Origin of the sequence: Bradyrhizobium sp. AZCC 2230 (assembly GCF_036924495.1) — a bacterium.
GTDB classification, from domain to species: Bacteria; Pseudomonadota; Alphaproteobacteria; order Rhizobiales; family Xanthobacteraceae; genus Bradyrhizobium; species Bradyrhizobium rifense.
Genome location: NZ_JAZHRS010000001.1, coordinates 4095742 through 4120424, shown reverse-complemented (window position 1 = coordinate 4120424; position 24683 = coordinate 4095742). Strand labels below are relative to the sequence as shown.

The 24683-nt window shown below is 63.6% G+C and carries 35 protein-coding genes and 1 riboswitch; of the genes, 15 read left to right on the top strand and 20 right to left on the bottom strand.

The genetic code is table 11. From position 1 onward, the window contains the following. Positions 1-135: 135 nt before the first annotated feature. Positions 136-351 (bottom strand): hypothetical protein, encoded by a 216-nt coding sequence (locus V1280_RS19755; RefSeq protein ID WP_334527580.1) that lies wholly within the window; start codon positions 349-351, stop codon positions 136-138. On the opposite strand from V1280_RS19755, the gene V1280_RS19750 reads away from it, so the two are divergent. The 3 genes from V1280_RS19750 to V1280_RS19740 are packed head-to-tail and all read left to right on the top strand — an operon-like array spanning position 350 to position 3468. Next, entirely contained in the window at positions 350-568 is a 219-nt protein-coding gene (locus V1280_RS19750; RefSeq protein ID WP_334527577.1) for a hypothetical protein, read from the top strand. The two genes, V1280_RS19755 and V1280_RS19750, sit on opposite strands and share 2 nt — an antisense overlap. 16 nt (positions 569-584) lie before the next feature. Further along, positions 585-2234, top strand: a complete 1650-nt coding sequence (gene ettA / locus V1280_RS19745; protein WP_334527574.1) for an energy-dependent translational throttle protein EttA — start codon at positions 585-587, stop codon at positions 2232-2234. A 7-nt stretch (positions 2235-2241) separates the two neighbouring features. Then, the gene (locus V1280_RS19740) at positions 2242-3468 is read left to right on the top strand and encodes a lytic murein transglycosylase (RefSeq protein ID WP_334527571.1); all 1227 of its coding nucleotides are present in this window, start codon (positions 2242-2244) and stop codon (positions 3466-3468) included. Positions 3469-3552: 84 nt separating this feature from the next. Here the strand turns inward: V1280_RS19740 and V1280_RS19735 are convergent, their stop codons facing one another. Together V1280_RS19735 and V1280_RS19730 are read right to left on the bottom strand one after the other, a co-directional pair. Further along, positions 3553-3837: a hypothetical protein gene (locus V1280_RS19735; RefSeq protein ID WP_148772736.1), complete on the bottom strand. Its 285-nt coding sequence runs from the start codon at positions 3835-3837 to the stop codon at positions 3553-3555. 238 nt (positions 3838-4075) lie between these two features. Next, the gene (locus V1280_RS19730; protein ID WP_334527567.1) at positions 4076-4414 is read right to left on the bottom strand and encodes a hypothetical protein; all 339 of its coding nucleotides are present in this window, start codon (positions 4412-4414) and stop codon (positions 4076-4078) included. A 136-nt stretch (positions 4415-4550) separates the two neighbouring features. Here V1280_RS19730 and V1280_RS19725 point away from each other — a divergent pair, with 136 nt between their 5' ends. The 3 genes from V1280_RS19725 (at position 4551) to bfr (ending at position 5904) form a co-directional block, all read left to right on the top strand. After that, positions 4551-4844, top strand: a complete 294-nt coding sequence (locus V1280_RS19725) for a hypothetical protein (protein WP_334527564.1) — start codon at positions 4551-4553, stop codon at positions 4842-4844. Between the two features lie 166 nt (positions 4845-5010). Then, positions 5011-5283 (top strand): (2Fe-2S)-binding protein, encoded by a 273-nt coding sequence (locus V1280_RS19720; RefSeq protein ID WP_334527561.1) that lies wholly within the window; start codon positions 5011-5013, stop codon positions 5281-5283. Between the two features lie 132 nt (positions 5284-5415). Then, positions 5416-5904, top strand: a complete 489-nt coding sequence (gene bfr / locus V1280_RS19715) for a bacterioferritin (RefSeq protein WP_334527558.1) — start codon at positions 5416-5418, stop codon at positions 5902-5904. A gap of 73 nt (positions 5905-5977) precedes the next feature. On the opposite strand, the gene V1280_RS19710 is transcribed toward bfr, so the two are convergent. The 3 genes from V1280_RS19710 to V1280_RS19700 form a co-directional block, all read right to left on the bottom strand. Then, the gene (locus tag V1280_RS19710) at positions 5978-6580 is read right to left on the bottom strand and encodes an MSMEG_1061 family FMN-dependent PPOX-type flavoprotein (RefSeq protein WP_334527555.1); all 603 of its coding nucleotides are present in this window, start codon (positions 6578-6580) and stop codon (positions 5978-5980) included. Between the two features lie 77 nt (positions 6581-6657). Continuing rightward, a complete protein-coding gene (locus V1280_RS19705) occupies positions 6658-7002 on the bottom strand; it encodes a hypothetical protein (RefSeq protein ID WP_234680080.1) in 345 nt (114 codons plus the stop codon). A gap of 141 nt (positions 7003-7143) precedes the next feature. Then, positions 7144-8205, bottom strand: a complete 1062-nt coding sequence (locus V1280_RS19700) for an alpha/beta fold hydrolase (protein ID WP_334527550.1) — start codon at positions 8203-8205, stop codon at positions 7144-7146. Between the two features lie 233 nt (positions 8206-8438). Between V1280_RS19700 and V1280_RS19695 the strand changes: the two genes are divergently transcribed. After that, positions 8439-8705: a DUF2277 domain-containing protein gene (locus V1280_RS19695; RefSeq protein WP_148772729.1), complete on the top strand. Its 267-nt coding sequence runs from the start codon at positions 8439-8441 to the stop codon at positions 8703-8705. Positions 8706-8801: 96 nt separating this feature from the next. Then, positions 8802-9017 carry a hypothetical protein gene (locus V1280_RS19690; RefSeq protein ID WP_334527544.1) on the top strand — a complete coding sequence of 72 codons (216 nt, stop codon included), beginning with the start codon at positions 8802-8804 and terminating at the stop codon, positions 9015-9017. A 7-nt stretch (positions 9018-9024) separates the two neighbouring features. Here V1280_RS19690 and V1280_RS19685 read toward each other — a convergent pair whose 3' ends face one another. The 3 genes from V1280_RS19685 to V1280_RS19675 all read right to left on the bottom strand — a co-directional run bounded on the left by V1280_RS19685 (position 9025) and on the right by V1280_RS19675 (position 10874). After that, the gene (locus V1280_RS19685; protein ID WP_334527542.1) at positions 9025-9534 is read right to left on the bottom strand and encodes a collagen-like protein; all 510 of its coding nucleotides are present in this window, start codon (positions 9532-9534) and stop codon (positions 9025-9027) included. Between the two features lie 123 nt (positions 9535-9657). Continuing rightward, positions 9658-9906 carry a helix-turn-helix domain-containing protein gene (locus V1280_RS19680; protein ID WP_334527539.1) on the bottom strand — a complete coding sequence of 83 codons (249 nt, stop codon included), beginning with the start codon at positions 9904-9906 and terminating at the stop codon, positions 9658-9660. A 200-nt stretch (positions 9907-10106) separates the two neighbouring features. Then, on the bottom strand, positions 10107-10874 hold the full coding sequence (locus V1280_RS19675) for an SDR family NAD(P)-dependent oxidoreductase (protein WP_334527536.1): 768 nt from the start codon (positions 10872-10874) through the stop codon (positions 10107-10109). Positions 10875-10985: 111 nt separating this feature from the next. Between V1280_RS19675 and V1280_RS19670 the strand changes: the two genes are divergently transcribed. After that, entirely contained in the window at positions 10986-11471 is a 486-nt protein-coding gene (locus tag V1280_RS19670) for a J domain-containing protein (protein WP_334527533.1), read from the top strand. Between the two features lie 6 nt (positions 11472-11477). Here the strand turns inward: V1280_RS19670 and V1280_RS19665 are convergent, their stop codons facing one another. From V1280_RS19665 to V1280_RS19655, 3 genes are all read right to left on the bottom strand, one after another. Then, positions 11478-12098, bottom strand: coding sequence for a hypothetical protein (locus V1280_RS19665; protein WP_334538362.1), 621 nt, complete (start codon positions 12096-12098; stop codon positions 11478-11480). Between the two features lie 257 nt (positions 12099-12355). Further along, complete coding sequence (locus V1280_RS19660) at positions 12356-12616, bottom strand: hypothetical protein (protein ID WP_334527531.1); 261 nt, start codon at positions 12614-12616, stop codon at positions 12356-12358. 154 nt (positions 12617-12770) lie between these two features. Beyond that, entirely contained in the window at positions 12771-13154 is a 384-nt protein-coding gene (locus tag V1280_RS19655; protein WP_334527528.1) for a RidA family protein, read from the bottom strand. A 516-nt stretch (positions 13155-13670) separates the two neighbouring features. Here V1280_RS19655 and V1280_RS19650 point away from each other — a divergent pair. Continuing rightward, positions 13671-14105 (top strand): hypothetical protein, encoded by a 435-nt coding sequence (locus tag V1280_RS19650; RefSeq protein ID WP_334527525.1) that lies wholly within the window; start codon positions 13671-13673, stop codon positions 14103-14105. A gap of 145 nt (positions 14106-14250) precedes the next feature. On the opposite strand, the gene V1280_RS19645 is transcribed toward V1280_RS19650, so the two are convergent. Together V1280_RS19645 and V1280_RS19640 are read right to left on the bottom strand one after the other, a co-directional pair. Further along, entirely contained in the window at positions 14251-14943 is a 693-nt protein-coding gene (locus V1280_RS19645) for a glutathione S-transferase family protein (protein ID WP_334538361.1), read from the bottom strand. A 257-nt stretch (positions 14944-15200) separates the two neighbouring features. Beyond that, on the bottom strand, positions 15201-15587 hold the full coding sequence (locus V1280_RS19640; protein WP_334527522.1) for a hypothetical protein: 387 nt from the start codon (positions 15585-15587) through the stop codon (positions 15201-15203). Positions 15588-15848: 261 nt separating this feature from the next. Here V1280_RS19640 and V1280_RS19635 point away from each other — a divergent pair, with 261 nt between their 5' ends. The 4 genes from V1280_RS19635 (at position 15849) to V1280_RS19620 (ending at position 18168) form a co-directional block, all read left to right on the top strand. Continuing rightward, positions 15849-16286 carry a VOC family protein gene (locus V1280_RS19635; RefSeq protein WP_334527519.1) on the top strand — a complete coding sequence of 146 codons (438 nt, stop codon included), beginning with the start codon at positions 15849-15851 and terminating at the stop codon, positions 16284-16286. 178 nt (positions 16287-16464) lie between these two features. After that, the gene (locus V1280_RS19630; RefSeq protein WP_334527516.1) at positions 16465-17193 is read left to right on the top strand and encodes an SDR family oxidoreductase; all 729 of its coding nucleotides are present in this window, start codon (positions 16465-16467) and stop codon (positions 17191-17193) included. Positions 17194-17387: 194 nt separating this feature from the next. Then, positions 17388-17612 carry a DUF6429 family protein gene (locus V1280_RS19625; protein ID WP_334527515.1) on the top strand — a complete coding sequence of 75 codons (225 nt, stop codon included), beginning with the start codon at positions 17388-17390 and terminating at the stop codon, positions 17610-17612. A gap of 10 nt (positions 17613-17622) precedes the next feature. Continuing rightward, the gene (locus V1280_RS19620) at positions 17623-18168 is read left to right on the top strand and encodes an HD domain-containing protein (RefSeq protein ID WP_334527512.1); all 546 of its coding nucleotides are present in this window, start codon (positions 17623-17625) and stop codon (positions 18166-18168) included. 211 nt (positions 18169-18379) lie between these two features. Here the strand turns inward: V1280_RS19620 and V1280_RS19615 are convergent, their stop codons facing one another. Beyond that, entirely contained in the window at positions 18380-18892 is a 513-nt protein-coding gene (locus V1280_RS19615; RefSeq protein WP_442895143.1) for a mismatch-specific DNA-glycosylase, read from the bottom strand. A gap of 120 nt (positions 18893-19012) precedes the next feature. On the opposite strand from V1280_RS19615, the gene V1280_RS19610 reads away from it, so the two are divergent. Further along, entirely contained in the window at positions 19013-19465 is a 453-nt protein-coding gene (locus tag V1280_RS19610) for a hypothetical protein (protein ID WP_334527506.1), read from the top strand. A 142-nt stretch (positions 19466-19607) separates the two neighbouring features. On the opposite strand, the gene thiC is transcribed toward V1280_RS19610, so the two are convergent. The 5 genes from thiC to V1280_RS19585 all read right to left on the bottom strand — a co-directional run bounded on the left by thiC (position 19608) and on the right by V1280_RS19585 (position 24543). Continuing rightward, entirely contained in the window at positions 19608-21506 is a 1899-nt protein-coding gene (thiC, locus tag V1280_RS19605) for a phosphomethylpyrimidine synthase ThiC (protein ID WP_334527503.1), read from the bottom strand. A gap of 306 nt (positions 21507-21812) precedes the next feature. Further along, positions 21813-22418, bottom strand: coding sequence for a thiamine phosphate synthase (locus tag V1280_RS19600; RefSeq protein WP_334527500.1), 606 nt, complete (start codon positions 22416-22418; stop codon positions 21813-21815). Then, positions 22405-23187 carry a thiazole synthase gene (locus V1280_RS19595; protein ID WP_334527497.1) on the bottom strand — a complete coding sequence of 261 codons (783 nt, stop codon included), beginning with the start codon at positions 23185-23187 and terminating at the stop codon, positions 22405-22407. Before V1280_RS19595 ends, V1280_RS19600 begins: the two co-directional genes overlap by 14 nt. Positions 23188-23344: 157 nt before the next feature. Continuing rightward, the gene (gene thiS, locus V1280_RS19590) at positions 23345-23542 is read right to left on the bottom strand and encodes a sulfur carrier protein ThiS (protein WP_334527495.1); all 198 of its coding nucleotides are present in this window, start codon (positions 23540-23542) and stop codon (positions 23345-23347) included. Continuing rightward, positions 23533-24543, bottom strand: coding sequence for an FAD-dependent oxidoreductase (locus V1280_RS19585; protein ID WP_334527493.1), 1011 nt, complete (start codon positions 24541-24543; stop codon positions 23533-23535). The genes thiS and V1280_RS19585 overlap by 10 nt, the downstream gene beginning before the upstream one ends. Beyond that, a riboswitch (TPP riboswitch) is annotated at positions 24531-24675 on the bottom strand. Its footprint overlaps the gene before it by 13 nt. Between the last annotated feature and the right edge of the window lie 8 nt (positions 24676-24683).

Genomic DNA, 24683 nt, shown 5'->3' with positions numbered 1-24683 from the left:
GTTGATGGCGAGAGGTGGCGGCGCCGGGCGGAGAGCGCCATCGTCGGAACCGGGCCATGGTTGCGCGCAATCAGGCCTGCGCGCAAGCAGTCTGGGTCTTCAAAAATCCGTAGGCAAACGAGATGGAACGGCGGCTCAGAGGTCGCGGGGCTTCAGCCGGATCGGCGTATCCATGCCGTGCTTGGCGCGCCAGGCCGGGCCGGGGCCGCGCATGTAGTGCAGTTCGGGCCGGTAGGGGTCGAAGGCCGTGGCGAAGAAGCGCTTCCAGAAGCCCTTGACCTCGGACACGAGTCCGGACGCGTTCCCGGCTTCGACCGGAACGGCGATGGAGTGGATCTCAATCAGAGCCATGATGGGCCTCGCTGTGCTCCCCGTTCATTCTGAGCGGGTGGCGCTGTTTCCGCGCGAGACCGAGCTTTGGCCTGATTTATTGAAAGATGGTTTCAATTGTCCGGAACGGGGTCAGGATGGTGTCCGCCCAGTATTCATCCGTGGTGAACGGAGGGAAAACATTGCCCTTTGGGGGCGGGATCGCTACATCGGCACCAAGCAAAACTCCTCAAATTGAAGGTTTCACGGGACCGATGGCGCGCCAATTTGTCTACTTCATGGACGGCCTGACCAAGAGCTACCCGACCCGCAAGGTGCTCGACAACATCCGCCTCAGCTTTTACCCGGACGCCAAGATCGGCGTTCTCGGCGTCAACGGCTCCGGTAAATCGACCCTGCTCAAGATCATGGCGGGCCTCGACAAGGAATACACCGGCGATGCCTGGGTCGCCGAGGGCGCGCGCGTAGGCTATCTCGAGCAGGAGCCGCATCTGGACCCTGCGCTGACCGTGCGCGAGAACGTCATGCTGGGCGTCGCCAAGCAGAAGGCCATCCTCGATCGCTACAATGAGCTGGCGATGAATTATTCCGAGGAGACCGCCGACGAGATGACCAAGCTGCAGGACGAGATCGAGGCCCAGGGCCTCTGGGATCTCGACAGCAAGGTCGACCAGGCCATGGACGCGCTGCGTTGCCCGCCCGACGATGCCGATGTGACGAAGCTCTCCGGCGGTGAACGCCGCCGCGTCGCGCTGTGCAAGCTGTTGCTCGACCAGCCCGAGCTGCTGCTGCTCGACGAGCCGACCAACCATCTCGATGCCGAGTCGGTGTCGTGGCTGGAAGGCCATCTGCGCACCTATCCCGGCGCGATCCTCATCGTGACCCACGATCGCTACTTCCTCGACAACGTCACGAGCTGGATTCTCGAGCTCGATCGCGGCAAGGGGATTCCCTACGAGGGCAACTATTCGTCCTGGCTGGTGCAGAAGCAGAAGCGGCTCGAGCAGGAAGGCCGCGAGGACGCCGCGCACCAGAAGACGATTGCGCGCGAGCAGGAATGGGTCGCGTCCTCGCCGAAGGCGCGCCAGGCCAAGTCGAAGGCGCGCTACCAGCGCTACGAGGATCTGCTCAAGCAGGCGAGCGAGAAGCAGACCCAGACCGCGCAGATCATCATTCCGGTCGCCGAACGGCTCGGCGCCAACGTGGTCGATTTCGAAACCCTCAGCAAAGGCTATGGCGATCGCCTGCTGATCGACGATCTCACCTTCAAGCTGCCGCCCGGCGGCATCGTCGGCGTGATTGGCGCCAACGGCGCCGGCAAGACCACGCTGTTCAAGATGATCACCAAGCAGGAGGCCCCGGACAAGGGCACCATCACGGTCGGCGAGACCGTGCATCTCGGTTATGTCGACCAGTCGCGCGACGCGCTCGATGGCAGCAAGAACGTGTGGGAGGAGATCTCCGGCGGCAACGAGTTGATCCTGCTCGGCAAGAAGGAAGTGAACTCGCGCGGCTATTGCTCGTCGTTCAACTTCAAGGGCGCCGATCAGCAGAAGAAGGTCGGTGCGCTCTCGGGCGGTGAACGCAACCGCGTCCATCTCGCCAAGATGCTGAAGTCCGGCGCCAACGTTCTGCTGCTCGACGAACCGACCAACGACCTCGACGTCGATACGCTGCGCGCGCTCGAAGAGGCGTTGGAAGATTTCGCCGGCTGCGCCGTCATCATCAGCCATGATCGTTGGTTCCTCGACCGCATCGCGACCCACATCCTGGCCTTCGAAGGCGACAGCCATGTCGAATGGTTCGAAGGCAACTTCCAGGATTACGAGAAGGACAAGATGCGCCGGCTCGGCCAGGACAGCGTCATTCCGCACCGCGTGAAGTACAAGAAGCTGACGCGGTGATGTCGGCATGATGGGGCGGTCGCTCATCGCTGCAGTGATCATGGTCACCTGCGGCTTGTCGTCCGCTCACGCCGCCGACGCCGCCTTTACGCAATTCATCGCCTCACTCTGGCCGGAAGCGCAGGAGGCCGGCGTCTCGCGCGCGACGTTCGATCAACAGACGCGCGGGCTCGAGCCGGACTACAAGCTGCCTGATCTGATCCTGCCCGGACGGCCCGCGACCGGCGCGCCGTCGCAGGCCGAATTCGTGCAGGTGCCGGCGGACTATGTCAGGGAAGGCTCGATTGCGAATCTCGCGGGCGAGGGGCAGCGGCTGCTGCAGAAATACAATGCCGCGCTGACGAAAATCGAGAAGAGCTCCGGCGTTCCCGCCACTGTGATGCTCGCGATCTGGGGACGCGAGACCGATTACGGCCGCTATACGCTGCCTTACGATCTCGTCCGCGTGCTGGCGACGCAGGCCTATGTCGGCCGGCGCAAGGACACCTATCGCAACGAGTTCATCCTGTCGCTGAAGATCCTCGGCGAGGGCGTGGTGACGCGCAAGGACATGCGCTCGTCCTGGGCCGGCGCCACCGGGCTCACGCAGTTCCTGCCGTCCGAATATTACAAGCATGGCGTCGATTTCGACGGCGACGGCCGCATCGACATCTGGCACTCGGTGCCGGATGCGCTGGCCTCTGCTGCGCAGCAGCTCGTCAACAAGGGCTGGCAGAGCGGTGTGCGCTGGGCCTATGAGGTGAAGGCGCCGGCAAAGGTCGACTGCACCACCGGCGTGCCCGAGGTGACGAAGCCGATCGGCCAGTGGTTGCGCGAAGGCTTTGTGCCGGTGCGTGGCGAGAAGCTCAGCGCGGCCGAGCAGGCGCAGCCGGCATCACTGCTCCAGCCGGAGGGCATCTATGGTCCGGCGTTCCTGACTACGAAGAACTACTTCGTCATCAAGGAATACAATTTCTCCGACCTCTATGTGCTGTTCGTCGGTCATCTCAGCGACCGCATGACGAGCCCGCTGCCGTTCGCGACGCCGTGGTCCGCCTCGAAGCAATTGCGCACGAAGGACGTCGAGACGATGCAGCGCGGGCTGACACGCGCCGGGCTTTACAAGGACAAGATCGACGGCAAGGCCGGCATGCAGACGCGCGCTGCGCTTGGCGCCTATCAGAAGGCGGCCGGGCTCAAGGTCGATTGCTGGCCGAGCGAAGAGGTGCTGCGTTCGATCCAGGCGGCGCGCTGACAAGGCCGCCGAAAAGAAAAAAGCCCGGCCGATGGTCTCGGCCGGGCTTCGATCGCGGCGCTTGGTCAGCGCTGTGCGATCAGATCAGTAGCAGACGCGAACCGGACGAACGGCCCAGCCGTAACCGTCCCAATAGCGCTGGCGCTGCCAGTAGCAGGGCGGCGGGGGCGGGCCGGGCTCGGCAACGTACACCGGTCCGCCGTAAGCGGGACGGCTCGACGCGATGGCGCCGCCGATGATCGCGCCGCCGAGCAGGCCGGCCGCGATGCCGACGCCAACGCCGTCATGGGCCTGGGCGGACGGCGTGGCGGTCACCAGCGAACCGGCGATCGTCGCAACCGTGAGGGCGGCAACAATAGTCTTCTTCATGCTCTTGGCACTCCTGAGAGATGGACGCTCCTTGTTGGAAGCGCCCGGGTTTCAAAGGTTCACGCACACTCTGATCGAATTGGCCTTGCAGCTAGGAAGCGCGCAAATGGTCAATCCGCGGTAAACGCGCACGGAGCTGTGACGAGAAAAAGCGGTCTTTTTCAGGCCCGGAGATGAACGGCGCATCCGTAGTGAACCCGCTCAATTGAATCGCTTCAATCGAGCGGCCTGACGCGCCTCAGCCGCAGACTCTGACGCGGCGAATGCGCCAGGCGTAGCCGTCCCAGAAGCGCTGCTTCTGCCAGACACAGCCATCGCCGTAATAGTCGTCAGCGACGTAGCCAGGACCCGGTGCGTAGTAGCGGGGCGGATAGTAGCCGGGGCCGTAACCCGGGCCATACGCGTAGCCCGGTCCGGGTCCGTAGTAATACGGAGAGGCCAGCGCGCCACCGACGATGGCGCCCCCGATGATCCCGGCGGCGACGCCGGCAGCGACACCGCGCTGTGCATGGGCCGGCGTACCCGCGGCCAAAACCAGGGTGGCGGCGGCAGCGACCGCCATAAGCGACTTCTTCATTGGGGCGACCTTTCACAGCGAACGCGGAACTCTTGCGGCTAAAGTTCCATACTTCGTTTGAACGATCAATGAACGGCACATTGGCCGGGTGCGACTAATTGGTAGAAATGGCCGATTTCATGCTTGGGAGGCGAACATGAACATCCTGACCAACGCCCTGATCGCCGTCGCGGCCGTCGGCGTGGTCGGTTATGCCCTGATGAGCCATTTACAGAGCCGCGCCCCGCGCCCGCGCGCCAGGGCAGGCGGCGACGGCGGAAGCGACACTTATTCGGACACCACGAATGAGAGCTTCTCGCTCGGAAGCTGGTTCTCCAGCGACAGTTCCGGAAGCTCAACCGACAGCGGCAGCTGCTCCACGAGCGATAGCGGCGGGGGTGGAGATTGCGGAGGCGGGGGCGATGGTGGAGGAGGCGGGAGCAGCGACTAGGCCCAATCCGGCCTCATCTTGATCCAGTGCAACTCCCTATTTTAGAGCCGTTCTAGGCTGCTTCCGGGCTAGTTTGGAATAGCTTGAAATACCGGTTTTTCCTTTTGCATCCGGATGGCCTCTTAAATATCGATGATGGTGCATCACCGAAGGGCCTACCGCTTCCATGATCGTTTGTTCCTGTAACGTGCTGAGCGATGACGACATCCGCGCCGCCGTCGCCGAGTCCGACGATGCCGTGCGTCATGCCAAGCAGATCTATGGATGCCTCGGCTGCAGCGCCGAGTGCGGCCGCTGCGCCCGGACGATCAAGACCATCATCGACGAAGCGCTCGGCCCCTGCGCCAAGTCCTGCTGCTCCGGCTGCCCGCACAACCACACCGTGGCTGCGAATGACGAGACGGCCCAGCCCGCCCAGTTCGCCCTCGCGGCCTGCTGAAAACTTCCGCAAATTCGGCTGAGCTTTTCCCCGGCTGCGTCCCGTAGCCGGTTGCCCTCGTCGGTGAACTAACTTAGAAGCATTCTAAATTCGGTTTAGGGCCGATTTGGACTGCAAGAGCTGGAGTGAACCATGCAGGGCGACGCAAAAGTTATCGATTACCTCAACAAGTCACTGCGTCACGAGCTGACTGCGATCAACCAGTACTGGCTGCACTATCGCTTCCTCGACAATTGGGGCCTGCTGGACATGGCCAAGGTCTGGCGCAAGGAGTCCATCGAGGAAATGGAGCACGCCGACAAGCTCACAGCGCGCATCCTGTTCCTCGACGGCTTCCCGAACATGCAGGTGCTCGATCCCCTGCGCATCGGCCAGAATGTCAAGGAGATCATCGAGTGCGATCTCGCCGCGGAGATGAGCGCACGGGCGCTCTACCAGGAAGCGGCGACCTACTGCCACGGCGTCAAGGACTACGTCACGCGTGACCTGTTCGAGAAGCTGATGAGCGACGAGGAGCACCACATCGACTTCCTCGAAACCCAGCTCGACCTGATCGGCCGCATTGGCCTCGAGCTCTACACCCAGAAGCACGTCGGCGGGCTCGAGGGCGAAGGGCGCTAAGCTCCGACGTCAGCCGCGCATTTTTGCAAATCGTCCCGGCGAAGGCCGGGACGATTTTTTGTCGAATACCCAGTTACAGCTGCGTCTTGTAGCGCTCTTCCACGATCTCCTGGCTCTCCGGCTCGCCGAGGCTGGTCTGGTCGTGGATGACCTGGCTGATGCTCGGCATCACCGAGCGCTGCACCTTCTCCGGTGCCCATAGCTTTGAGCGCATCAGCGCCTTGCCGCAGTGGAAATAGACTTCGTTGACAGCGACGCTCAGCACCGCGCGCGGCGGCTTGCCGAACTCGACCATCGAGGCGAGCAGATCCGGATCGGCCGACAGCGTGCCGCGCCCACCGACGCGCAGCGTCTCGTCGATGCCCGGCACGAAGAACAACAGATGCACAAAGCCGGAGCCTTCGACGACGTTGCGGAAACTGTCGATGCGGTTGTTGCCGGCACGGTCGGGCATCAGCAGCTGATTGGGGCCGGCGACATGGACGAAGCCGATGCCGCCGCCGCGCGGCGAGGCGTCGACGCTGCCGTCGGTGCCTGACGTCGCGAGCACGCAGAACGGCGACATCTCGATGAACTTCCTCGCATGCACGTCGATCGCGGGACGTGCCTTTGCGATCACGCGCGGGGTCGGCTTCGCATAGATGGTGGCGAGGTCTTCGGCGCAAAGGTCGGTCAATTGTGTGCCTCCACATCAGCTTGCCGTCAAACTACCCGATCGAGCCGTCTCCGGCCAATGGAATCCATCAAGACGCGCTACACTGCGTCGGCGGGCACGAAGCAACTGATGATGATGGCGCCGCGGTGGTGGACGTACCACACCACGGCTTGACCGACCGGATTGCCACGATCGCGGATGATGGCGCGCTCGGGCACCTCCATCCATTGTCCCTCGATCGGCACCCAATAGGTACCTTTGCGCACGTCGTAGTCGGTGCGATGGCCATCGGAGATGTCGCAGCAGGGTACGCCGTTCGGCGCGATCACACTCTTGAACCAGGCGCGAATGTCGGGCGGAACGTTGTCGTATTGGCCGTTGTCGAACGCGAACGCGGCGCTCGTCATCGCGGCGAGCCAAACGCACAGCGCAAGCCTGTGCATGCAATCCTCCTCATCGCGTGTCGATTCGTATCGTTGACGCGATTAAGCCCGAGCCGTCAGCTCATTGCATGCTCAAATAATATGCGGCGCCAAGACGCCGCATATGATGCGTTGCGATATCGGGGGCGGCTTTGACGATGCCTACATCGTGCGCTGCGGTGCAGTCTGCAGCAATTGCCGAACCTGCTCGCTGTAGAATTTTGCGTTGCCGGTGGTGCCGTGGCCGCGCGTCTCGGTGCTTGCGGGGATGAGATACAGCTTGCCGTTCTTGACCCGCTTCATTGCGGCGTCCGTCACGCCGGTCTCAGGCGGATTACGCTCGTCGTCGGCGGAGTTGATCAGCAGCAGCGAGGCCTCGATTCCCTCCAGCTTGTCGCTGGCGTTGTAGTCGTGCGAGGAGTCCCATTGGTAGACGTAGTCGTTGGCATCCGCCGGGATCGGCGTCGCCAGCCGTTCGTCGACGATCTTGTCGGCCTTAGCTGCGGTCGGTGCCTGTTGCTGATAGGCGAGCGTGCCGCCGATGCTGGCGATGCCATAGGCAGTGATGGCGTATTTCATCATGCGCGGCTGGCTGGTGTAATTGCCACCATTGTAATCAGGATCGTTGCGGATGGTGTCGAGCATGATCCGCCGCATCATCCAGTTGCGCGACGCCATCTCGGTCGGCTGCGAGGCCATCGGCACCAGCGCGTCCATGTCCTTGGGATATGTCTCGCCCCACAGCCAGGTCTGCATGCCGCCCATGGAGTTGCCGATCACGAGCCGCAGATGCTTGACGCCGAGGCCTTCGGTCACGAGGCGATGCTGCGCCTCGACCATGTCGTCGTAATTGTATTTCGGGAAGCTCGTCTTCATGCCGTCGGACGGCTTTGACGATTTGCCGTGGCCGATCGCGTCGGGAATGATGATGTAATATTTGGACGCATCGAGCGGCTGTCCGGCGCCGAACAACTCGCCGGCGAAGGCGGGCGTCAGCATGCTCGCGCCCGAGCCGCCGGTGCCGTGCAGCACCAGCACCGGTTGTCCGGTCGGTTCACCGACAGTGGTGTAATGCAGCTTCAGCTCCGGCATGACCTCGCCGGTGTGGAACTTGAAATCCTTGGCAACCCAGTCGCCCTGTTTCGGCGCCGGATAATCGGCGGCGAAGACCGATGTCGTGATGGACAGCAGAACGGCCGACAGCGCCGCGCAAGAGGCTTTCATGTTGGTCTCCCCAAGTGCGGCTCATGGCTCGTGGCCGCGTTGCGCGCGATCTTATCAGCCCGCGTCCCGGGATCGAGAGCGGACCGCTGCTCACCCCTGAAAAACATTTCCCCGATGTTGCGGCGCGCAAGTGGAATATTTGGGCGCCTGTGACATGCGGCTATAGGCGATGTAGGATTTCGGCTTCTCCATCCGTCCTTGGATCAAAATCGGGCCTCTACGGGAGAGACTGCATGTGCCGCAACATCAAGACGCTGTTCAATTTCGAGCCGCCCGCGACGGAGGACGAGATCCATGCCAGCGCGCTCCAGTTCGTGCGAAAACTCTCCGGCTTCAGCAGGCCGTCGCAGGCCAATGAGGCGGCCTTCGACCGCGCGGTCGCTGAGGTCTCGGAGGCTGCGCGAAAACTGCTGACCTCGCTGCACACCCATGCACCGACGCGCGACCGCGAGGTCGAGGCGGAGAAGGCGAAGGAGCGTTCGCGGCTGCGCTTCGGTTAGTGGTTCCGCCAGGCACGACCGTGATCTGGCTCACGGAAGCGATCGCCATCACGCGCGATGATGCTCGCCGGGGTTTTGACAACCCGGAGCTCGACCATGAACCGCCCCCTTCTTCCGCTGAAAGCAGGTGCCATCGTTTTCACGCTGTTGTGGACCGCGTGGATGATGTGGTGGAGCGGCTCGTTCTCGAGCGCGAACGTGGTGATCCTGGCCGTTTGCGGCGCGGTGGTCGGTTATCTCTGGTACCGCGCCATGCGCTGGCAATTCGAGCGCATGGGCATGCTGCCGCGGCGTGAGGATCAGGCGAAGTAGGCGCCTGCTAATCCTTGTGGCCGTGCTTCTTCTTTTTCTTCTTTTTCTTGTGCTCGTCGCCCTCGGCATCGTCGCTCTCGGCGTCGTCGTCGGAGGACGCATCTTCTTCAGCCTCGTGGACGGCGGCCTCTAACGCGGCGCGCTCCGCGGCCTCCTGCTCGCACTGGCGGCGGCGTTCGTCCCAGGCATCGAACAGCTGCTCCAGCCACGGCAGCACCTGCTCGATCGACGGCAATTGGCCGGGCGGACCGGCCTCGCCGCGCGGGCCTTGAGGACCCACGGCGCCCTGCGGTCCGGCTGCGCCCCGCGCACCGGCTTCGCCCGCCTTGCCCGGCAGACCGGCCTTGCCTTGCGCTCCAGCCTTGCCGGCAGGCCCAGGCTTACCCTGCGGTCCCGGCTTGCCGCGTGTGCCGTCGGGCCCCCGCTTGCCCGGATGACCCTGTGGTCCCGGCCGACCCGGTTCGCCCTGCCGCCCGCGCGGGCCCTGAGGTCCCGGCCGTCCCTGATCGTCTGCCACGCCGCTACTCCTTCTGCGCAAGCAAGCTACTTAGCGGCGTTTGACGACAGCAGCAATTCCGCCCGCGCATCATGCCGGGCTTGATCAACATCAATCGGCGCTGCGGCGCAGGGGGCTATCGCGTCAATCGTGATACGCCGGCACCTCGATGCCGGAGGCCGCATAGATCCTGATCTTGTTGCGCAGCGTGCGCACCGACAGGCCGAGCACGCGCGAGGCGCGTGTGCGGTTGCCGTCGCAGCGCGCGAGCGTCTGGAGCACGAGCTCGCGCTCGACCTCGTCGACGGTCGCGCCGATCAACAGTGGAACGATCTCGTTGGGTGTAAGGAATTGCGCGCCCTGCTCGGGCGCCGCGACATGAACAGTGGTCATCAACACACTCCCCGATCAACGCCCGCTTCCATCGTTGAAAGCGGATCGAGAACAAACGACCCCCAAGCCGTAGATCTACGGTGGGCGGGTTTGGTTAATGAAAGGTTAATTGCGAGCCGTCGCACGAATTGACCTTGGGAATGCCGCTGCATTGCCGCGATTGGCACGAGATGCATAGCGATGCGGACCGATCTCGCGGCTCACACCGTGCGATATCCGCCGTCCACCATCACGATCGTGCCCGTGACGAAGGACGACAGGTCCGAGGCGAGGAAGAGCGCGGGGCCGACGATGTCCTCGGGCTTGCCGGTGCGCGCGAGCGGGGTGTGATCGACGAAGGCCTGCACCAGCGCCGGATTGGTGGCGCGCACCTTGGCGTTGATGTTGGTCTCGATGAAGCCGGGCCCGATCGCGTTGACGCGCACGCCTTCCTTGCCGAGCTCGACCGCGAGCGCCTTGGTGAAGCCGAGCACGCCATGTTTGGAAGTGGTGTACGCCGCCGAGCTCGGCGTGCGCAGATGCACGAAAGACTGGATCGATGCGATATTGACGATGCGGCCTTTACTCGCGCGCAAGGGGCTGAGGAAGGCCTGCGTCATGTTGAAGACGCCGTTGAGGTTGAGCGAGATGATATCGTTCCAGTCCTTCGCGACCGTCTCGGTCTCGGCGGTGAAGGCATTGCGGCGGGTGATGCCGGCATTGTTGACGAGGATCGAGACCTGCCCGACCTTGTCGGCGACGGTCTTTGCCAGCGCAAAGCAGTCGTCGCGCCTGGTCACGTCGAGGGCAAAGCTCTCGGCCTTGCCGCCGGCCTTGCGGATCTCCTCGGCGGCTTCCGCGACCGTGTCGGCATTGACGTCGAGCAGCACCATTTGCGCGCCCTCGCGCGCATAGCCGGCGGCGATCGCCCGGCCGATGCCGGAACCGGCGCCCGTGATGACGGCGATGTGGTTTGCGAGCAATGCCATGGCAATTTCCTCCCGATTTCGTTTCTAAGTTTCATGAAAGGCTAACTCGAAATTAAGGGGTCGGAAACGGCCGCCTTGGCATACTCGTCTTCATTGCTAAACGTTGCGCACATGATGGAACGACTTGAATCCTGGAAATTGGCGCTCGAGCGCCTGCGGTCGGCGGAATTCGCCGACTGGGCCGAGGCAGGGCGGCTGGTGGCCGAGATCGCGCGGATGAGCAGCGATGCCACGCTGCGGCAGGCCGCCGAGCAGGCACTGCCCGTGCTGCGCCAGGCCGCGGACAATGACGATCACGGCGTGGCGCAGGCCGCCCGGCGCCGCGTCGGTGTGATCCTGGATGTCGTCCATGACCTGACCGCGCCGCGCTTCGGCCGCCGCAACGGCGCGCCGAAGAAATTGTCCAGGGAGGATCGTGCGCGAAAAATGCTGGGCCTGCCGCTCGTGGTGCAGCTCACTTGCGACGACATCAACCAGGCCTATCGCCGCGCCGCCAAGGGCATGCATCCCGACCAGGGCGGCAGCGCGCAGGCCTTCATCGACCTCTCCACCGCGCGCGACGTCTTGATTCACCCCGGCGCGCACAAGGACGCCTGAGGCACCTCAGCTCTTGTTCAGGCAGCTCGGATAGGGCGCGGCTTCGCCCGGCATGATCGGGCAGAGATCGATCGGGCTCAGATCGCGCAGACGCGCTTCCCAGCGGTCGTCATTGACCGGCGGCTCGTCGCTTTCGGGGCCGCGCTCGGCCCATTGGATGGTGTAATAGTCGGTCGCGCCCTTGAGCGTGATCAGCAGCGCAGTTTCGCTGTGCCGCGTCGGGCCGCTGTCGATGCGGCCGCAACCGACCACGGCGACAAAGCCCTCGAAGCGGCCGAAGGTGGTGGCGCCGAGCGGCCTGGCGGCAAAGCTGTCCGGACATGCCGTCTTGAAGCCACCTGCGATCGTGCCCGCAAAAATCTGTGGCGATGCGCCCGGCGTCAACGTCATGCCCTTCTCGCCGGTGACCGTGATCATCTGCGTCCAGCGCTCGGGCGTCTCGCCCTTCAGCACGGCTTCGCGGATGTAGTGGCCGCCCTTGGTGTTCTCGAACACCGCTTCGAAATGTGACGGCATCGCGAAAGAGACGAGCTGGCCGAAGATCGGCGAGATCACGCGGAAGGATTGCGGGGCCTGCGCCTGCGCCGTTGCGGCGAGCAGGAGCAAAGCGGTGAGAGCGGCCAGCATCGTCGTCCGTGCGCGCATCGACCTGCTCCAATCCGGGTTAAAAAACGACCGGGCATGGATGCTAGCATTGCATCCTTGCCCGGCCCTTATCGTCCGCCGACCGAATTCCTACCGGCTACAGTGACCGGCCGATGTGAGTAGTTCCGCGTGCTGATCAGGTTCAAAGCGTATGCGAGGGAAATGACGGAATTCGCTCGCGAAAAGAAGAGGGCAGGCTGCTCGCGCAACCCGCCCTCGAACTCGATTGGCCGATCGGATCAGAGAAAGCAGCGGCGGTCGGCGCGCATCTTGAGCTGGAGCTCGGAGGCGGCCGTGAAGGTCGGGAGCGGCTTGCTGACGACCTTGTAGGTCGACACGCCCCACTGGAACGGCTTGTAGCGGAGGTCCTCGTTCCAGACCTGGCAGATGCCGGTGTTGTCCCAGCGGATCACGTAATAGCCGGCTGCCGCCGACGCCGGCACGGCAAACACGGACGAGGCGATGCCGGCAACGGCACAAAGGGCGAGAACGCGACGCATGAAAAATCTCCTGATGGGGAAGTGTGACCCGAAAATTCGTGCGGTAAAAGCAGGTCCTTTGCAAGCCGAGGAGCGGCCGTTCACGGATATGTCAGACGGGATCGTGCACTTGGTTCGGCCGAGTGTCCGGCAAGACACACGCGCCAAGCGTGGCTCACTTCGCCAGCGAGGCCACCGCCTCGATCTCGATCAGCATCTTCGGATCGGGCAGTGCCTGCACCACGCACGTGGTCCGTGCAGGAAACGGCGGCGGGCCGAACGCGCCGGCATAGAGCGCATTCATCGCGGCCACGTCCGAGGCGCGGGTCAGGAGCACGTTGACCTTGACGAGGTCGCGCATCGTGGCGCCGGCCTCGTCCAGCACACGCTTGATGTTGACGACGACATTGGCGAACTGCGCCTCGAATCCGTCAGGCAGCGCGCCATGGGCGTCGAAGCCGGGAATGCCGGAGACGAACAGCAGGTCGCCGACGCGGGTCGCGAACGAGAGCGGCGGCGCCTTGACGTGCGGTGGGGCAGCGAAATGCTGGATCGGCATGGGGGACCTCGGAGGTGATGGAGCCGGCAGGAGCGTAGCGGTGTGCGGGGCGTGCTCCAACACAAAACGCGAAAACAACCCCATGCACAGTAGAAATCGTTGGCGAAATCCAAATTTCGGGAATACAGAAATTGTGGTTGACCCGTCGGGCAAAACACTGGCAGGATGGCATGGTGGGCGATGTGCGCGGAGGCTCGCAGCGTGCGGCCCGCTGGCGGGAAAGGCGGGAATCCATCCGCCCGTCGTTGCGAGCGCAGCGAAGCAATCCAGACTGTCTCCGCGGAAAGATTCTGGATTGCTTCGCTGCGCTCGCAATGACGGAGAATGAGGACGGTCCGCGAGTCCAACTGCCACCGTGATTGCGGAGGCAGCCCCTCACCCCAACCCTCTCCCCGTAAGAACGGGGCGAGGGAGCACACCGACAGCGCCGCCCATCATGTTGCCGCCGCGTTCGATCGGATAGATTGCAGCATCTGATTCGCTTTCCCCTTGAAAAATAGCCCCCGGAGACGCCCCATGAAGATTGCTTCCACCTTGCGTGCCGCGCTCGTCGCCATGGCCGCACTTGTCGGCCTCTCGACCGCGGCGCAGGCCGATGGCGGCACCGTGGTGCTGACGATCTACAAGGCGGGCTGGATCATCGGCGGTTCGGGCGGCTCCGGCGTGCTGAACTTCCGCGGCCGCGCCTATTCGCTTTCGACCGGCGGGCTCGATTACGGGCTCGTCTTCGGCGGCTCCAAGACCGTGCTGCGCGGCCGCGTCTCCAACATCAACCGTCCCTCCGATGTCGCCGGCGTCTATGGCGCTGCCGGTGCCGGCCTCGCCGTCGGCCGCGGCGCCCGCGCCATCGTGCTGACCAACCAGAAGGGCGCGGTGCTGGAGCTGTCGGGCTACCAGACCGGGTTGATGGCGAACGCGGACCTGAGCGGGCTTGCGATCACGATGCGGTAGGAACAGGTGCCGTAGGGTGGGCAAAGGCGCGTAAGCGCCGTGCCCACCATTCTCCCGTGATGGATACAGATCGTGGGCACGCTTCCGCCTTCGCTCTTCGAGCTACGGCGGACAAGTCGCTTTGCCCACCCTACGAGACCGCCGATTAGGTCGACACCATCGCATGAACCCGCTCGCAATGCGCGACGAGGTTCTTCTGCGCATCGACGAACGCCTTCAGCGGCGTCGGGATCGGATAATAAAAAATATTCGCGATGAAGCCGTAGATGCCGGCATCACAGCTGGTCGGCCGCTCGCCATCCACAAAACCGTTCGCGGGCACGATCTCGGCCAGCACCTGCAGATCAGCTAGCCCTCGCGCGTAAGCCTGCTCGGGCGTGTAGCGGCCGATGCCCTGGTAGTGATAGCGCTGCGCATTATACGCCTTCGCCTTCTCGAAGCCGGCAGCGTCAATCTGCGGATGCTGGGCGATGAAACCGTCGCGAAATGCGGGATAGTAGCGGTCGTCCTTCCAGCGCGAATAGGACATCACCCAGTAGAGATCGTCGAGCATGCGCGTGACGAGATGATGGGTGCGGCGCTGCGCCGGCGACAGCGCGGCATCGATGGTCAGATGATACTTTGCGATCGTATGCGCGATGATCGTCTCGCTGTCGCCGATGGTCTCGCCGTCGTCGACGACGTAAGGAAGCTGCGCGCGTGGGGCGGCGGAGGCATCGAACAAATGCTCGTGCACGAACGCCACGCCGGCGAGCTTCAGGAAAGCGTAGACCTTGAGCCCATAGCCGTTGTTATCGGCGACGCCGAACAATTGCGGGTAGGAATAGAGGGTCAGCATTGACATCTCGCTCCTGGTTCGTAGTTGACGAAATCAAGCTCTATCGGCTGTCGACCACCTCTCCCCGTTGGGGAGAGGTCGGATTGCTTCTGGCGATGCGAAGCATCGTCGGGAGCCATCCGGGTGAGGGGCCGCGGCACGAAGTGAAACTGTAACCCCTCACCCGGATCGCATCTATCGATGCGACCCGACCTCTCCCTACGGGAGAGGTGACCGGTTTCCGGGCTCGCGTCGAGTCAATCAATCTCAGCGCGCCCTCAACGTGTTGGCACCTGGTCGGCGGTGGTGCTCGCCTGCGCGCGCTTGCTGGAGCGGATCATCAGGAACGACCCGGACGTGCCCGGCAGCCGCCAGCGCCCGTCGATTTCGGTCGCCTCTCCGTTCATGATGCCGTCGTAATTGACAATGTCGAAGCCGTAACCCGGCGGCTCATAGCGCTTGACGAAGGACACGACGTGGCCTGAGCGATGGCCCGTGATCGAGGCGCTGTGGGTTCGCACCGGGCAGCGCGGATTCGAGCAGGGTTCGGTGACGTGGCCTGCGAGCGCGCCGCCGGCCTCGACCAGCGTCGCGGTGAACGTGACCATTCCCGTGCCGGGTTGAATGTAAGTGCCGTCCCAGACACCGGAGAGATCGTCGCTCATGGCGGCGGCTTCCTCGACATGATGAGCGCCGGTTGAGGCTCGGCTGTTCCGTCCCAATTTCTTCCACTCCAAGTCGTATCGCCGCCATCACGCCCTTGCAATAGTCCGCGTGCGACGTCGATCGATCGGAGGATGCCCGGCATCGACCGTTCGACGGAGGCCAAAAAGTGCTATTCCGCCTGTCGGATTATCGCCCGCGCGTTCGTCCTTCGAGTGACGGCGCGCGTGTGCGCGTCCGGTTCGAGGCAAAGGATAGCGCATATGACCTCCATCACGCCGTTTCTCTGGTTCGACAACAACGTTCCGGAAGCCGTCGCCTTCTACAAATCGGTGTTCCCCAATGCGAAGGTCGAGACCGTCAGCGACTTCATGGCGGTGTTCGAGCTCGAAGGGCAGCGCTTCAACGCACTCAATGGCGGGCCGCAATACCGCTTCAACGAGGCGGTGTCGTTCTTCATCAGCGTCGAGACGCAAGAGGAGGTCGATTATTTCTGGAGCCGCCTCACCGCCGACGGCGGCGAGGAATCCCGCTGCGGCTGGCTGAAGGACAAATTTGGACTTTCCTGGCAGGTGGTTCCGACGGCGCTTGGCCGCTATCTCGGCGACTCTGACCGGACGAAGGCCAATCGCGTCATGCAGGCGATGATGGGGATGCGGAAGATCGTGATTGCGGAGTTGGACAAGGCGTATACCGGCTGACGGTGCCGTAGGGTGGGCAAAGGCGCGCTCTTCGCGCCGTGCCCACGGTTCTGCCGGTGTCGTGGAGAGATCGTGGGCACGGCGCTTCGCGCCTTTGCCCACCCTACGAGGCCGGTGATCCGCTTCGCCAATTCGCCTTGCATTGCTATACTGCCGACCTCAGCAGAATGGTGATCTCATGGCAAACGAATTGGCAGGCAAAATTGCCGCCGTGACCGGGGCCGCGTCGGGCATCGGGCTGGCGAGCACCGAAGCGATGCTGGCCGCGGGTGCGCGCGTGGTGATGGTCGACCGCGACGAGGCCGCGTTGAAGGCGCTCGGCAACAAGCATGGCGACGCGGTCATCCCGCTGGTCGTCGATCTGCTCGATCCCAAGGACTGCGCCACGCTGCTGCCGCGCGTCCTGGAGCAGGCAGGGCAGCTCGACATCCTGCATGCCAATGCGGGCACGTATGTCGGCGGTGATCTCATCGATGCCGACAATATGGCGATCGACCGGATGCTGAATTTGAACGTCAACGTCGTGATGAAAAACGTGCACGACGTGCTGCCGCACATGATCGCACGCCGGAGCGGCGACATCATCGTCACGAGTTCTCTTGCCGCGCATTTTCCGACGCCGTGGGAGCCGGTCTATGCGTCGTCCAAATGGGCGATCAACTGCTTCGTCCAGACAGTGCGGCGCCAGGTCTTCAAGCACGGCATTCGCGTCGGCTCGATCTCGCCCGGCCCGGTCGTCACCGCGCTGCTCGCGGACTGGCCGCCCGAGAAGCTGCAGGAAGCGAGGGACTCCGGCAGCCTGCTGGAGGCCAGCGAAGTGGCTGAAGTGGTGATGTTCATGCTGACCCGGCCGCGCGGCATGACCATTCGCGACGTGGTGATGCTGCCGACCAATTTTGATCTTTAGGGCGCACTCTCGTAGGGTGGGCAAAGGCGCGCCCTTCGCGCGCCGTGCCCACGTTCTGCCGGATTGCGGGGAGAGATCGTGGGCACGGCGCAAGGGCGCCTTTGCTCACCCTACGCAGCTGAGGTCTCGGAGGGTGTTGCGGATTGCCTTTCGTGCAATAGGATGGCCTCAACACCGCTCTGAGGAGGTCCAAGATGGCAATCAACGAGGACAAGATCGACGACGCGGCGCTGGCCTTGCTCTATCTGACTCTGCACGACGGCTGTCGCGCCTGGAAGGGTTTTGATTGGGATGTGCTCGGCCGCCTGCATGACAAGGGCATGATTGACGATCCCGTCGGGAAAGTGAAGTCGGTGGTGTTCACCCCCGAAGGGCTCGAACGCGCGAAGGCGCTGTTCAAGGAGTTGTTCGAGGAATAGTCGTTTGCCGATGAGCCGCGAAGAACTGGCCGCTGCCTACGCAGCGCCGAACCGCCACTATCACAATCTCTCGCATATCGAGGATTGCCTGGCCGCGCTCGCGCGTGTCGACGGCCTTTCGGCCGCCGAGCGCGAGACGCTGACGGAGGCGCTCTGGTGGCACGACGTCGTGTACGACCCGACCCGATCGGACAACGAGGAGCGCAGCGCGGCGCTCGCCGAGCAGCACGTCCGCGCTGGGCTTCGCCCGGAGGTCGGCCGCCTGATCCGACTGACGAAAACGCATGACGTCGGCGCCGGCGATCGCCTCGGGGCGATCCTGATCTCGATCGACCTCAGCATTCTCGGCACTGATCCCGCCCGCTATGACGCCTATGCCGTTGCGATCCGCCGCGAATTCGGCCATGTCAGCGAGGGCGATTATCGCACCGGCCGAGCCCGGGTGCTCCGCCATTTCGCGGTCCGTCCGGTCATCTTTCCCGATCCGGATTTTGCCGCGGTGTATGATCAGCAGGCCCGCGACAACCTCGCGCGCGAGCTGGCGTCGCTGAGTTGAGGCAGCGCCTTCGTCCACCCTACGAAGCCCGCACTGCGTGTCAAACCCACGGTGTCGTCCCGGCGAAGGCCGGGACCCATACCGCGGAATCCATCGTTGCGGACGGCAGAAGTACCGAACGACGAGTCTTCGCCAAACCGCTGCCTGTGGTTATGGGTCCCGGCGTTCGCCCGGACGACGGCGGTGTCCGAGGCGCGATCGCCGATCCACCCTACGCAGCAATCCAGTTCGCCAGCTCCCGCCATGGCTCCAGCGTCCAATGCCCCGACGCGGCACCCGACGGCGACGGCAACACAAAAATCTCCGGCAAGCTCTCGTCGCGCGGCTGCCGCCCCAGCGAAATCCCGCTCGACGGCCTGCCATAAAACAAGCTCGCCGCCTTCTTGCTCGTGAACGCAACTGTCCGCGGCCGGTATTTCTCGATCTTGGCCCTCAAGCCGGGCACGTCGATCGTCTCCGTCGCGATCTGGTGATCCATCCCCGCACCCGACTTGGAGAGATCGGTGAAGCCGATCCCGAGCTCGATCAGTGCGGCGAACTCGCCGGGTTGATAGCGCCGCGGCGTAATCCCGGCCTCATGGATCGCGCGCCAGAAGCGGTTGCCGGGATGGGCGTAGTAGTGCCCGAGCTCAGCCGAGCGCGTGCTGGCGGCTGTGCCGACGAAGACGAGACGGAGGTTGGGGAGGAGTTGGTCGGGGAGGCGGTGGAGGACGGAGTTCGACACATCAACCATCCGCTGCTGGAGCCCGCGTGAGCGGAGCGATATGCGGGAGGACAAAGACAACGGATGTCGCTACGTTTGCCCGGCTTTGCTTGCTAGCGGTGAATCGGGAAGAAAATTGATATGGCAATTGGTTTTACCCAACGCTTTGATTTCTGCCCCATCATAGGATGGGAACTCTATCAAGTGACAATCGATAAATATCACGTCATGTTTTGGTTTGAGGACGAGAATGCGTTGTTGAATGTAGCGGATCGTTTTTCATTCCGATCCTCCGACGGCGCAGTCAATTTCCTTTACGAGATCTACGGCAATCATAAATCCCTGAATGTAGATCGCATTCTACGAGTTAAAATCGCCGAGACGAAGATTGTCAGTAAGGACCAACTCGATCTTGTGTTCGAAAATGGGGACGTACTGTCTATCTACGATAATCCGGAATTCAGATCTTGGTGGTTTCTCGGGGGGCGCCAAAAAGATCCGGCTATCCAAAGGACGAGTTGGTCATTCGCAATCTGCGATCACGATCCTGAGGATCTCACAGAGCAAGAGTGCCAAGATCGGCGCACCCTGTGATTCCGACATCTATCTAGCGCTAAGGGCCGTGCTTTCCCGCGCCGTGTGACACTGTTGCAAACAAAAAGCCGGGCATCTGCCCGGCCTTTCATTTTCAGCGGAATGCCCGGGGCAAGCCCGAGCATGACGAACGGAGCGGCCCTCACAACACCCGATTGCTCTCCTTCACCTTCTCCGCATCCAGATAAACGCTGCTCCCCATCTCCTTGAACTTCGCGCTCATCTTGGCCATGCCGTCCTCGGCAGTCCCACTCATGGACATGCCGATCGAGTTCGGATCATTCAGCGTCGCCGCATAGTCCCGCACGTCCTGGGTGATCTTCATCGAGCAGAACTTTGGGCCGCACATCGAGCAGAAATGCGCGACCTTGTGGGCTTCCTTCGGCAGGGTCTCGTCGTGGAAGTTTTTTGCGGTGTCGGGGTCGAGGCCGAGGTTGAACTGGTCGCTCCAGCGGAAGTCGAAACGAGCACGAGACAGCGCGTCGTCGCGGAGCTGGGCTGCCGGGTGACCCTTGGCGAGATCGGACGCGTGCGCGGCGATCTTGTAGGTGATGACGCCGACCTTGACGTCGTTGCGGTCGGGCAGGCCGAGATGCTCCTTCGGCGTGACGTAGCAGAGCATGGCGCAGCCGAACCAGCCGATCATGGCCGCACCTATCCCTGAGGTGATGTGGTCATAGCCCGGCGCGATGTCGGTGGTCAGTGGCCCGAGCGTGTAGAACGGGGCCTCGCCGCACTCCTTGAGCTGCTTGTCCATGTTGATCTTGATCTTGTGCATCGGCACATGGCCGGGGCCTTCGATCATGACCTGGCAGCCCTTGTCCCACGCAATCTTTGTCAGTTCGCCGAGCGTCTCCAGCTCCGCGAACTGCGCGCGGTCGTTGGCATCCGCGATCGAGCCCGGACGCAGGCCGTCGCCGAGCGAGAACGAGACGTCATACTTGCGCATGAGGTCGCAGATCTCGTCGAAATGGGTATAGAGGAAGCTCTCCTTGTGATGCGCCAGGCACCACTTCGCCATGATCGAGCCGCCGCGGCTGACGATGCCGGTGACGCGGTTGGCGGTGAGGTGGATGTATTGCAGGCGGACGCCGGCGTGGATGGTGAAATAATCGACGCCCTGCTCGCACTGCTCGATCAGCGTGTCCTTGTAGAGCTCCCAGGTCAGCTGCACCGGATCGCCGTTGCACTTCTCCAGCGCCTGGTAGATCGGCACCGTGCCGATCGGCACCGGCGCGTTGCGCAGGATCCATTCGCGGGTGGTGTGGATGTTGCGCCCCGTCGAGAGGTCCATCACGGTGTCGGCGCCCCAGCGGATCGCCCACACCATCTTCTCGACCTCTTCCTCGACCGACGAGGTCACCGCCGAGTTGCCGATATTGGCGTTGATCTTGGTGAGAAAATTGCGGCCGATGATCATCGGCTCGAGTTCACTGTGGTTGATGTTGGAGGGGATGATGGCGCGGCCGCGCGCGATCTCGCTGCGGACGAACTCCGGGGTGATGAAGGCGGGCACGGAGGCGCCGAAGCTTTCGCCGTCGGCGAGTGCGGCTTCCGCGCGCTCGAGCTGCTGCTTGCGGCCGAGGTTTTCGCGGGCGGCGACGTAGATCATCTCCTTGGTGATGATGCCGGCGCGGGCGAATTCGAGCTGGGTGATCTTGTGGCCGTCGAGGCCGCGCAGCGGCTGGTGATAGGCCGCGAAGGAGCGCGCCGCGTTGTCGGTGGAGACGCTGCCGTTGTCCTCCGGCTTGATCTGCCGGCCCTGATATTCCTCGACACCGCCACGCTCCAGCACCCAGGCTTTGCGCCCGCGCGCGAGACCGGCGTTGACGTCGATCGTGACGGACGGATCGGTGTAGGGGCCCGAGGTGTCGTACACCGGCAGGTTCGGCTCGCCGGCGCCTTCGGAGAGAATGATCTCGCGCAAGGGCACGCGGATGTCGGGCGCTGCGTCCGGCGAGGCGAAGATCTTTCGCGAGGACGGCAGGGGGCCGGTGGTGACGGCGGGGACGGTCTGTTGCGGGTTGGAGCGGATGTTCATGGGATCCTCCGGTTTAATTCTGTGGTGCGATGTTTGATCTCGTCATCCTGAGGTGCGAGGCCTGCGGCGCGAACGCGTCGCTGGGCGAGCCTCGAAGGATGAACGAGCCGGGCTGTCGCCCTTCGAGGGCCGCTGAAGAAGCGGCCACCTCAGGGTGACGGGATGGAGATTGAGTGAGGTGGGCAAGCTTTTGCTCCGTCATTGCGAGGAGCTCTTGCGACGAAGCAATCCAGGCTGCCTCTGCGGAGAGACTCTGGATTGCTTCGCTGCGCTCGCAATGACGAGGGGAGGGAGCGGAGTGCGGCATCACGCAGCCTCCTTCTGGCCGAGCCACTGCCGTACGCGTGCATCCGGATCGGCATTCTGGGTGACGTCGCTGACCACGGCGATGGAATCCGCGCCCGCGGCAAAGATCTCCGCGGCGTGCTCGAACTTGATGCCGCCGATGGCGACCAGCGGGATGGTGCCGATGCGCTTCTTCCATTCCGTGATTTTTGGAATGCCCTGCGGTTGGAAGCGCATCGATTTGAGTGTGGTGAAGAAGATCGGACCGAGCGCGACGTAATCGGGTTTTGCGGCGAGTGCGGTTTCAAGCTCCGCGTCGTCATGCGTGGAGACGCCGAGCGACAGGCCGGCCTCGCGGATGGCATTGAGGTCGGCGTCCACCAGATCCTCCTGGCCGAGATGCAGGTATTTTGCGCCGGCGACGACCGCGGCGCGCCAATAGTCGTTCACGACCAGCTTGGCCTGCGTGCCGTTGGTGATGGCCAGCGCATCGGTGACGATCTGCAGGGCCTGCGAGTCGTCGAGGTCCTTCGCGCGCAGCTGAATGGTGCCGACGCCGAGCTTGGTCAGGCGCTCGACCCATTTGAGGCTGTCGACGACGGGGTAAAACGGATCAGGATACGGCATGCCAGAACGGGGTCCCAACGACAGGGGTGGAGGGGGAGGCGAAGTCGCGGGCGTTCATTAGCCCGGCTTCGTAAGCGGTGCGGCCGGCATCACAGCCGAGGCGGAAGGCCTTGGCCATCGCGACGGGATCGGCGGCTTTGGCGATGGCCGTGTTGAGCAGCACGGCGTCATAGCCGAGCTCGAGCGCCTCGGCCGCATGCGAGGGCGCGCCGATGCCGGCATCGACCACCAGCGTGATGTCCGGCAGCCGCTCGCGCATCAGCTTCAGCGCGTCGCGGTTGGTGATGCCTTTCGCGCTGCCGATGGGCGCGGCCCATGGCATCACGACCTTGCAGCCGGCATCGACCAGCCGGTTCGCGACCGAGAGGTCTTCCGTGCAATAGGGGAACACCTCAAAGCCGTCCTTGATCAGGATGGTGGCGGCTTCGACCAGGCCGACGACGTCGGGCTGCAGCGTGTCGTTGTCGGCGATCACTTCCAGCTTGATCCAGCTCGTGCCGAACAATTCGCGGGCGAGTTTTGCGGTGGTCACGGCTTCGCGCACGCTGCGGCAGCCGGCGGTGTTCGGCAGCACGGTGACGTCGAGCTCGCGGATCAGATTCCAGAAAGCGTCCCCGGTCTTGCCGCCAGCGGATTCGCGCCGCAGCGACACCGTGACGATGTTCGAGCCGGAGGCGCGGATCGCGTCCTGCATGATGGCGGGCGAGGGATAGAGCGCGCTGCCGATCAGCAGGCGGGAGGCGAAGGTTTTGCCGTAGAAGGTCACCATTTGGAAGGTGTCTCCTCAATTGACGCTGTCATCCCCGCGAAGACGGGGATCCAGTACTCCGCGGCGGCGCGGCTAGAATCGTGAAGCCGCGGCGTACTGGATCGCCCGGTCAAGCCGGGCGATGACAGCGGAGTGTGTAGCGGGCACTTCATCTCCATCACCCTCCCTGCCGCGGCGTGATGATCTCGATCTCGTCGCCGGCCTTCAGGCTGGTCTCGGCCCAGCGGCTTTTCGGCACGACGTCGTAGTTGAGCGCGATGGCGAAATGGGTGCCCTTGTAGTCGAGCTCGCTGAGCAACGCATCGACGCTGGCCGCATTGATCTCGCGCTGTTCGCCGTTCACGATCACGCGCATTGCATCACCTCATTGTCGATCTGGCCGCGCTCGACGAAATTGAGCGTCAGCTCGGCGAGCGCCGGCGCGAGCAGGAAGCCGTGGCGGTAGAGCCCGTTGACGCTGATCTTGCCGCCGCGCACGCCGATGCGCGGCAGGTTGTCGGGATAAGCGGGGCGAAGGCCCGAGCCGAATTCGACGATGCGGGCCTCGCCGAAGGCGGGATGCACGGCATAGGCTGCGCCCAGCAGCTCCAGCGCCGAGCGGACGCTGACGCCGGTGTCCTCGGCCTCGATCGAGGTCGCACCCAGCATGAACAGATTGTCCTCGCGCGGGATCACGTAGAGCGGCCAGCGCGGATGGATCAGCCGCACCGGGCGCGACAGCTGCACCTCGGAGGTCTCGATCAAAATCATCTCGCCCTTGACGCCGCGCAGCTCGGGCTGCTCGTCGCGTGCGGACAGGCCGCGGCAGTCGATCACGAGCCCCTCGAGATCGTTGGCGGTGACGTCGCTGCCGAACTTGATGGTGCCGCCGGCAGCTTTGATGCGCGCGTGCAGCTTCGGCAGCACGCGGCGCGGCTCGACATGGCCCTCGGTCGGGAAGAACAGCGCATCGCGAAAACGGCCTTCCAGCGACGGCTCGAGTTCGGCCAAGGCCGCTGCATCGAGCCGGCGGTGGCCCTCGGTCATCCGCGCGAAGCGTTCAAAATCGTTGCGCTCGCGCGGATGGGCGACGACCAGCGAGCCGTTGAAGGGGGTATCGGGCAATTCGCGCCGCCAGATGTCGAGGGAACGTAAGCCCAAGCGGCTGATGATGGGCTCGGCGACCTCCGCCTCGCAATAGGGTGCGAGCATGCCGCCGGCCCAATGGCTGGTGGCGTCGGTCATGCCTGCGTCACTGCGCTCGTGTAGCGTCACGGCATGGCCGGCCTGCGCGAACAACAGCGCCTGCCAGGCTCCGGCTATGCCTGCACCGATGATGGATACCGGAGACTCCGGTCGCTTGGTCGTCTGCAACATCCCTGTCCCTTCGCCGGCATGACCCGGATCAGGTTCAAAGGGTCACCGCGGTCCTGGGCCGGCTTGCTGAAGTGCAGGCTTGCCCATTTAGCGGTATCTCAGCTCCTCCTCGGAGCACCCCTCGGAACGGCTCTAATGTA

Excerpts from the sequence above, each read along its gene's own strand:
- V1280_RS19750 (WP_334527577.1), top strand. The coding sequence starts at position 350 with ATGATGGGCCTCGCTGTGCTCCCCGTTCATTCTGAGCGGGTGGCGCTG.
- V1280_RS19755 (WP_334527580.1), bottom strand. The coding sequence starts at position 351 with ATGGCTCTGATTGAGATCCACTCCATCGCCGTTCCGGTCGAAGCCGGG.
- ettA (WP_334527574.1), top strand. The coding sequence starts at position 585 with ATGGCGCGCCAATTTGTCTACTTCATGGACGGCCTGACCAAGAGCTAC.
- V1280_RS19740 (WP_334527571.1), top strand. The coding sequence starts at position 2,242 with ATGATGGGGCGGTCGCTCATCGCTGCAGTGATCATGGTCACCTGCGGC.
- V1280_RS19735 (WP_148772736.1), bottom strand. The coding sequence starts at position 3,837 with ATGAAGAAGACTATTGTTGCCGCCCTCACGGTTGCGACGATCGCCGGT.
- V1280_RS19730 (WP_334527567.1), bottom strand. The coding sequence starts at position 4,414 with ATGAAGAAGTCGCTTATGGCGGTCGCTGCCGCCGCCACCCTGGTTTTG.
- V1280_RS19725 (WP_334527564.1), top strand. The coding sequence starts at position 4,551 with ATGAACATCCTGACCAACGCCCTGATCGCCGTCGCGGCCGTCGGCGTG.
- V1280_RS19720 (WP_334527561.1), top strand. The coding sequence starts at position 5,011 with ATGATCGTTTGTTCCTGTAACGTGCTGAGCGATGACGACATCCGCGCC.
- bfr (WP_334527558.1), top strand. The coding sequence starts at position 5,416 with ATGCAGGGCGACGCAAAAGTTATCGATTACCTCAACAAGTCACTGCGT.
- V1280_RS19705 (WP_234680080.1), bottom strand. The coding sequence starts at position 7,002 with ATGCACAGGCTTGCGCTGTGCGTTTGGCTCGCCGCGATGACGAGCGCC.
- V1280_RS19700 (WP_334527550.1), bottom strand. The coding sequence starts at position 8,205 with ATGAAAGCCTCTTGCGCGGCGCTGTCGGCCGTTCTGCTGTCCATCACG.
- V1280_RS19695 (WP_148772729.1), top strand. The coding sequence starts at position 8,439 with ATGTGCCGCAACATCAAGACGCTGTTCAATTTCGAGCCGCCCGCGACG.
- V1280_RS19690 (WP_334527544.1), top strand. The coding sequence starts at position 8,802 with ATGAACCGCCCCCTTCTTCCGCTGAAAGCAGGTGCCATCGTTTTCACG.
- V1280_RS19680 (WP_334527539.1), bottom strand. The coding sequence starts at position 9,906 with ATGACCACTGTTCATGTCGCGGCGCCCGAGCAGGGCGCGCAATTCCTT.
- V1280_RS19675 (WP_334527536.1), bottom strand. The coding sequence starts at position 10,874 with ATGGCATTGCTCGCAAACCACATCGCCGTCATCACGGGCGCCGGTTCC.
- V1280_RS19670 (WP_334527533.1), top strand. The coding sequence starts at position 10,986 with ATGATGGAACGACTTGAATCCTGGAAATTGGCGCTCGAGCGCCTGCGG.
- V1280_RS19665 (WP_334538362.1), bottom strand. The coding sequence starts at position 12,098 with ATGCTGGCCGCTCTCACCGCTTTGCTCCTGCTCGCCGCAACGGCGCAG.
- V1280_RS19660 (WP_334527531.1), bottom strand. The coding sequence starts at position 12,616 with ATGCGTCGCGTTCTCGCCCTTTGTGCCGTTGCCGGCATCGCCTCGTCC.
- V1280_RS19655 (WP_334527528.1), bottom strand. The coding sequence starts at position 13,154 with ATGCCGATCCAGCATTTCGCTGCCCCACCGCACGTCAAGGCGCCGCCG.
- V1280_RS19650 (WP_334527525.1), top strand. The coding sequence starts at position 13,671 with ATGAAGATTGCTTCCACCTTGCGTGCCGCGCTCGTCGCCATGGCCGCA.
- V1280_RS19645 (WP_334538361.1), bottom strand. The coding sequence starts at position 14,943 with ATGCTGACCCTCTATTCCTACCCGCAATTGTTCGGCGTCGCCGATAAC.
- V1280_RS19640 (WP_334527522.1), bottom strand. The coding sequence starts at position 15,587 with ATGAGCGACGATCTCTCCGGTGTCTGGGACGGCACTTACATTCAACCC.
- V1280_RS19635 (WP_334527519.1), top strand. The coding sequence starts at position 15,849 with ATGACCTCCATCACGCCGTTTCTCTGGTTCGACAACAACGTTCCGGAA.
- V1280_RS19630 (WP_334527516.1), top strand. The coding sequence starts at position 16,465 with ATGGCAAACGAATTGGCAGGCAAAATTGCCGCCGTGACCGGGGCCGCG.
- V1280_RS19625 (WP_334527515.1), top strand. The coding sequence starts at position 17,388 with ATGGCAATCAACGAGGACAAGATCGACGACGCGGCGCTGGCCTTGCTC.
- V1280_RS19620 (WP_334527512.1), top strand. The coding sequence starts at position 17,623 with ATGAGCCGCGAAGAACTGGCCGCTGCCTACGCAGCGCCGAACCGCCAC.
- V1280_RS19610 (WP_334527506.1), top strand. The coding sequence starts at position 19,013 with ATGGCAATTGGTTTTACCCAACGCTTTGATTTCTGCCCCATCATAGGA.
- thiC (WP_334527503.1), bottom strand. The coding sequence starts at position 21,506 with ATGAACATCCGCTCCAACCCGCAACAGACCGTCCCCGCCGTCACCACC.
- V1280_RS19600 (WP_334527500.1), bottom strand. The coding sequence starts at position 22,418 with ATGCCGTATCCTGATCCGTTTTACCCCGTCGTCGACAGCCTCAAATGG.
- V1280_RS19595 (WP_334527497.1), bottom strand. The coding sequence starts at position 23,187 with ATGGTGACCTTCTACGGCAAAACCTTCGCCTCCCGCCTGCTGATCGGC.
- thiS (WP_334527495.1), bottom strand. The coding sequence starts at position 23,542 with ATGCGCGTGATCGTGAACGGCGAACAGCGCGAGATCAATGCGGCCAGC.
- V1280_RS19585 (WP_334527493.1), bottom strand. The coding sequence starts at position 24,543 with ATGTTGCAGACGACCAAGCGACCGGAGTCTCCGGTATCCATCATCGGT.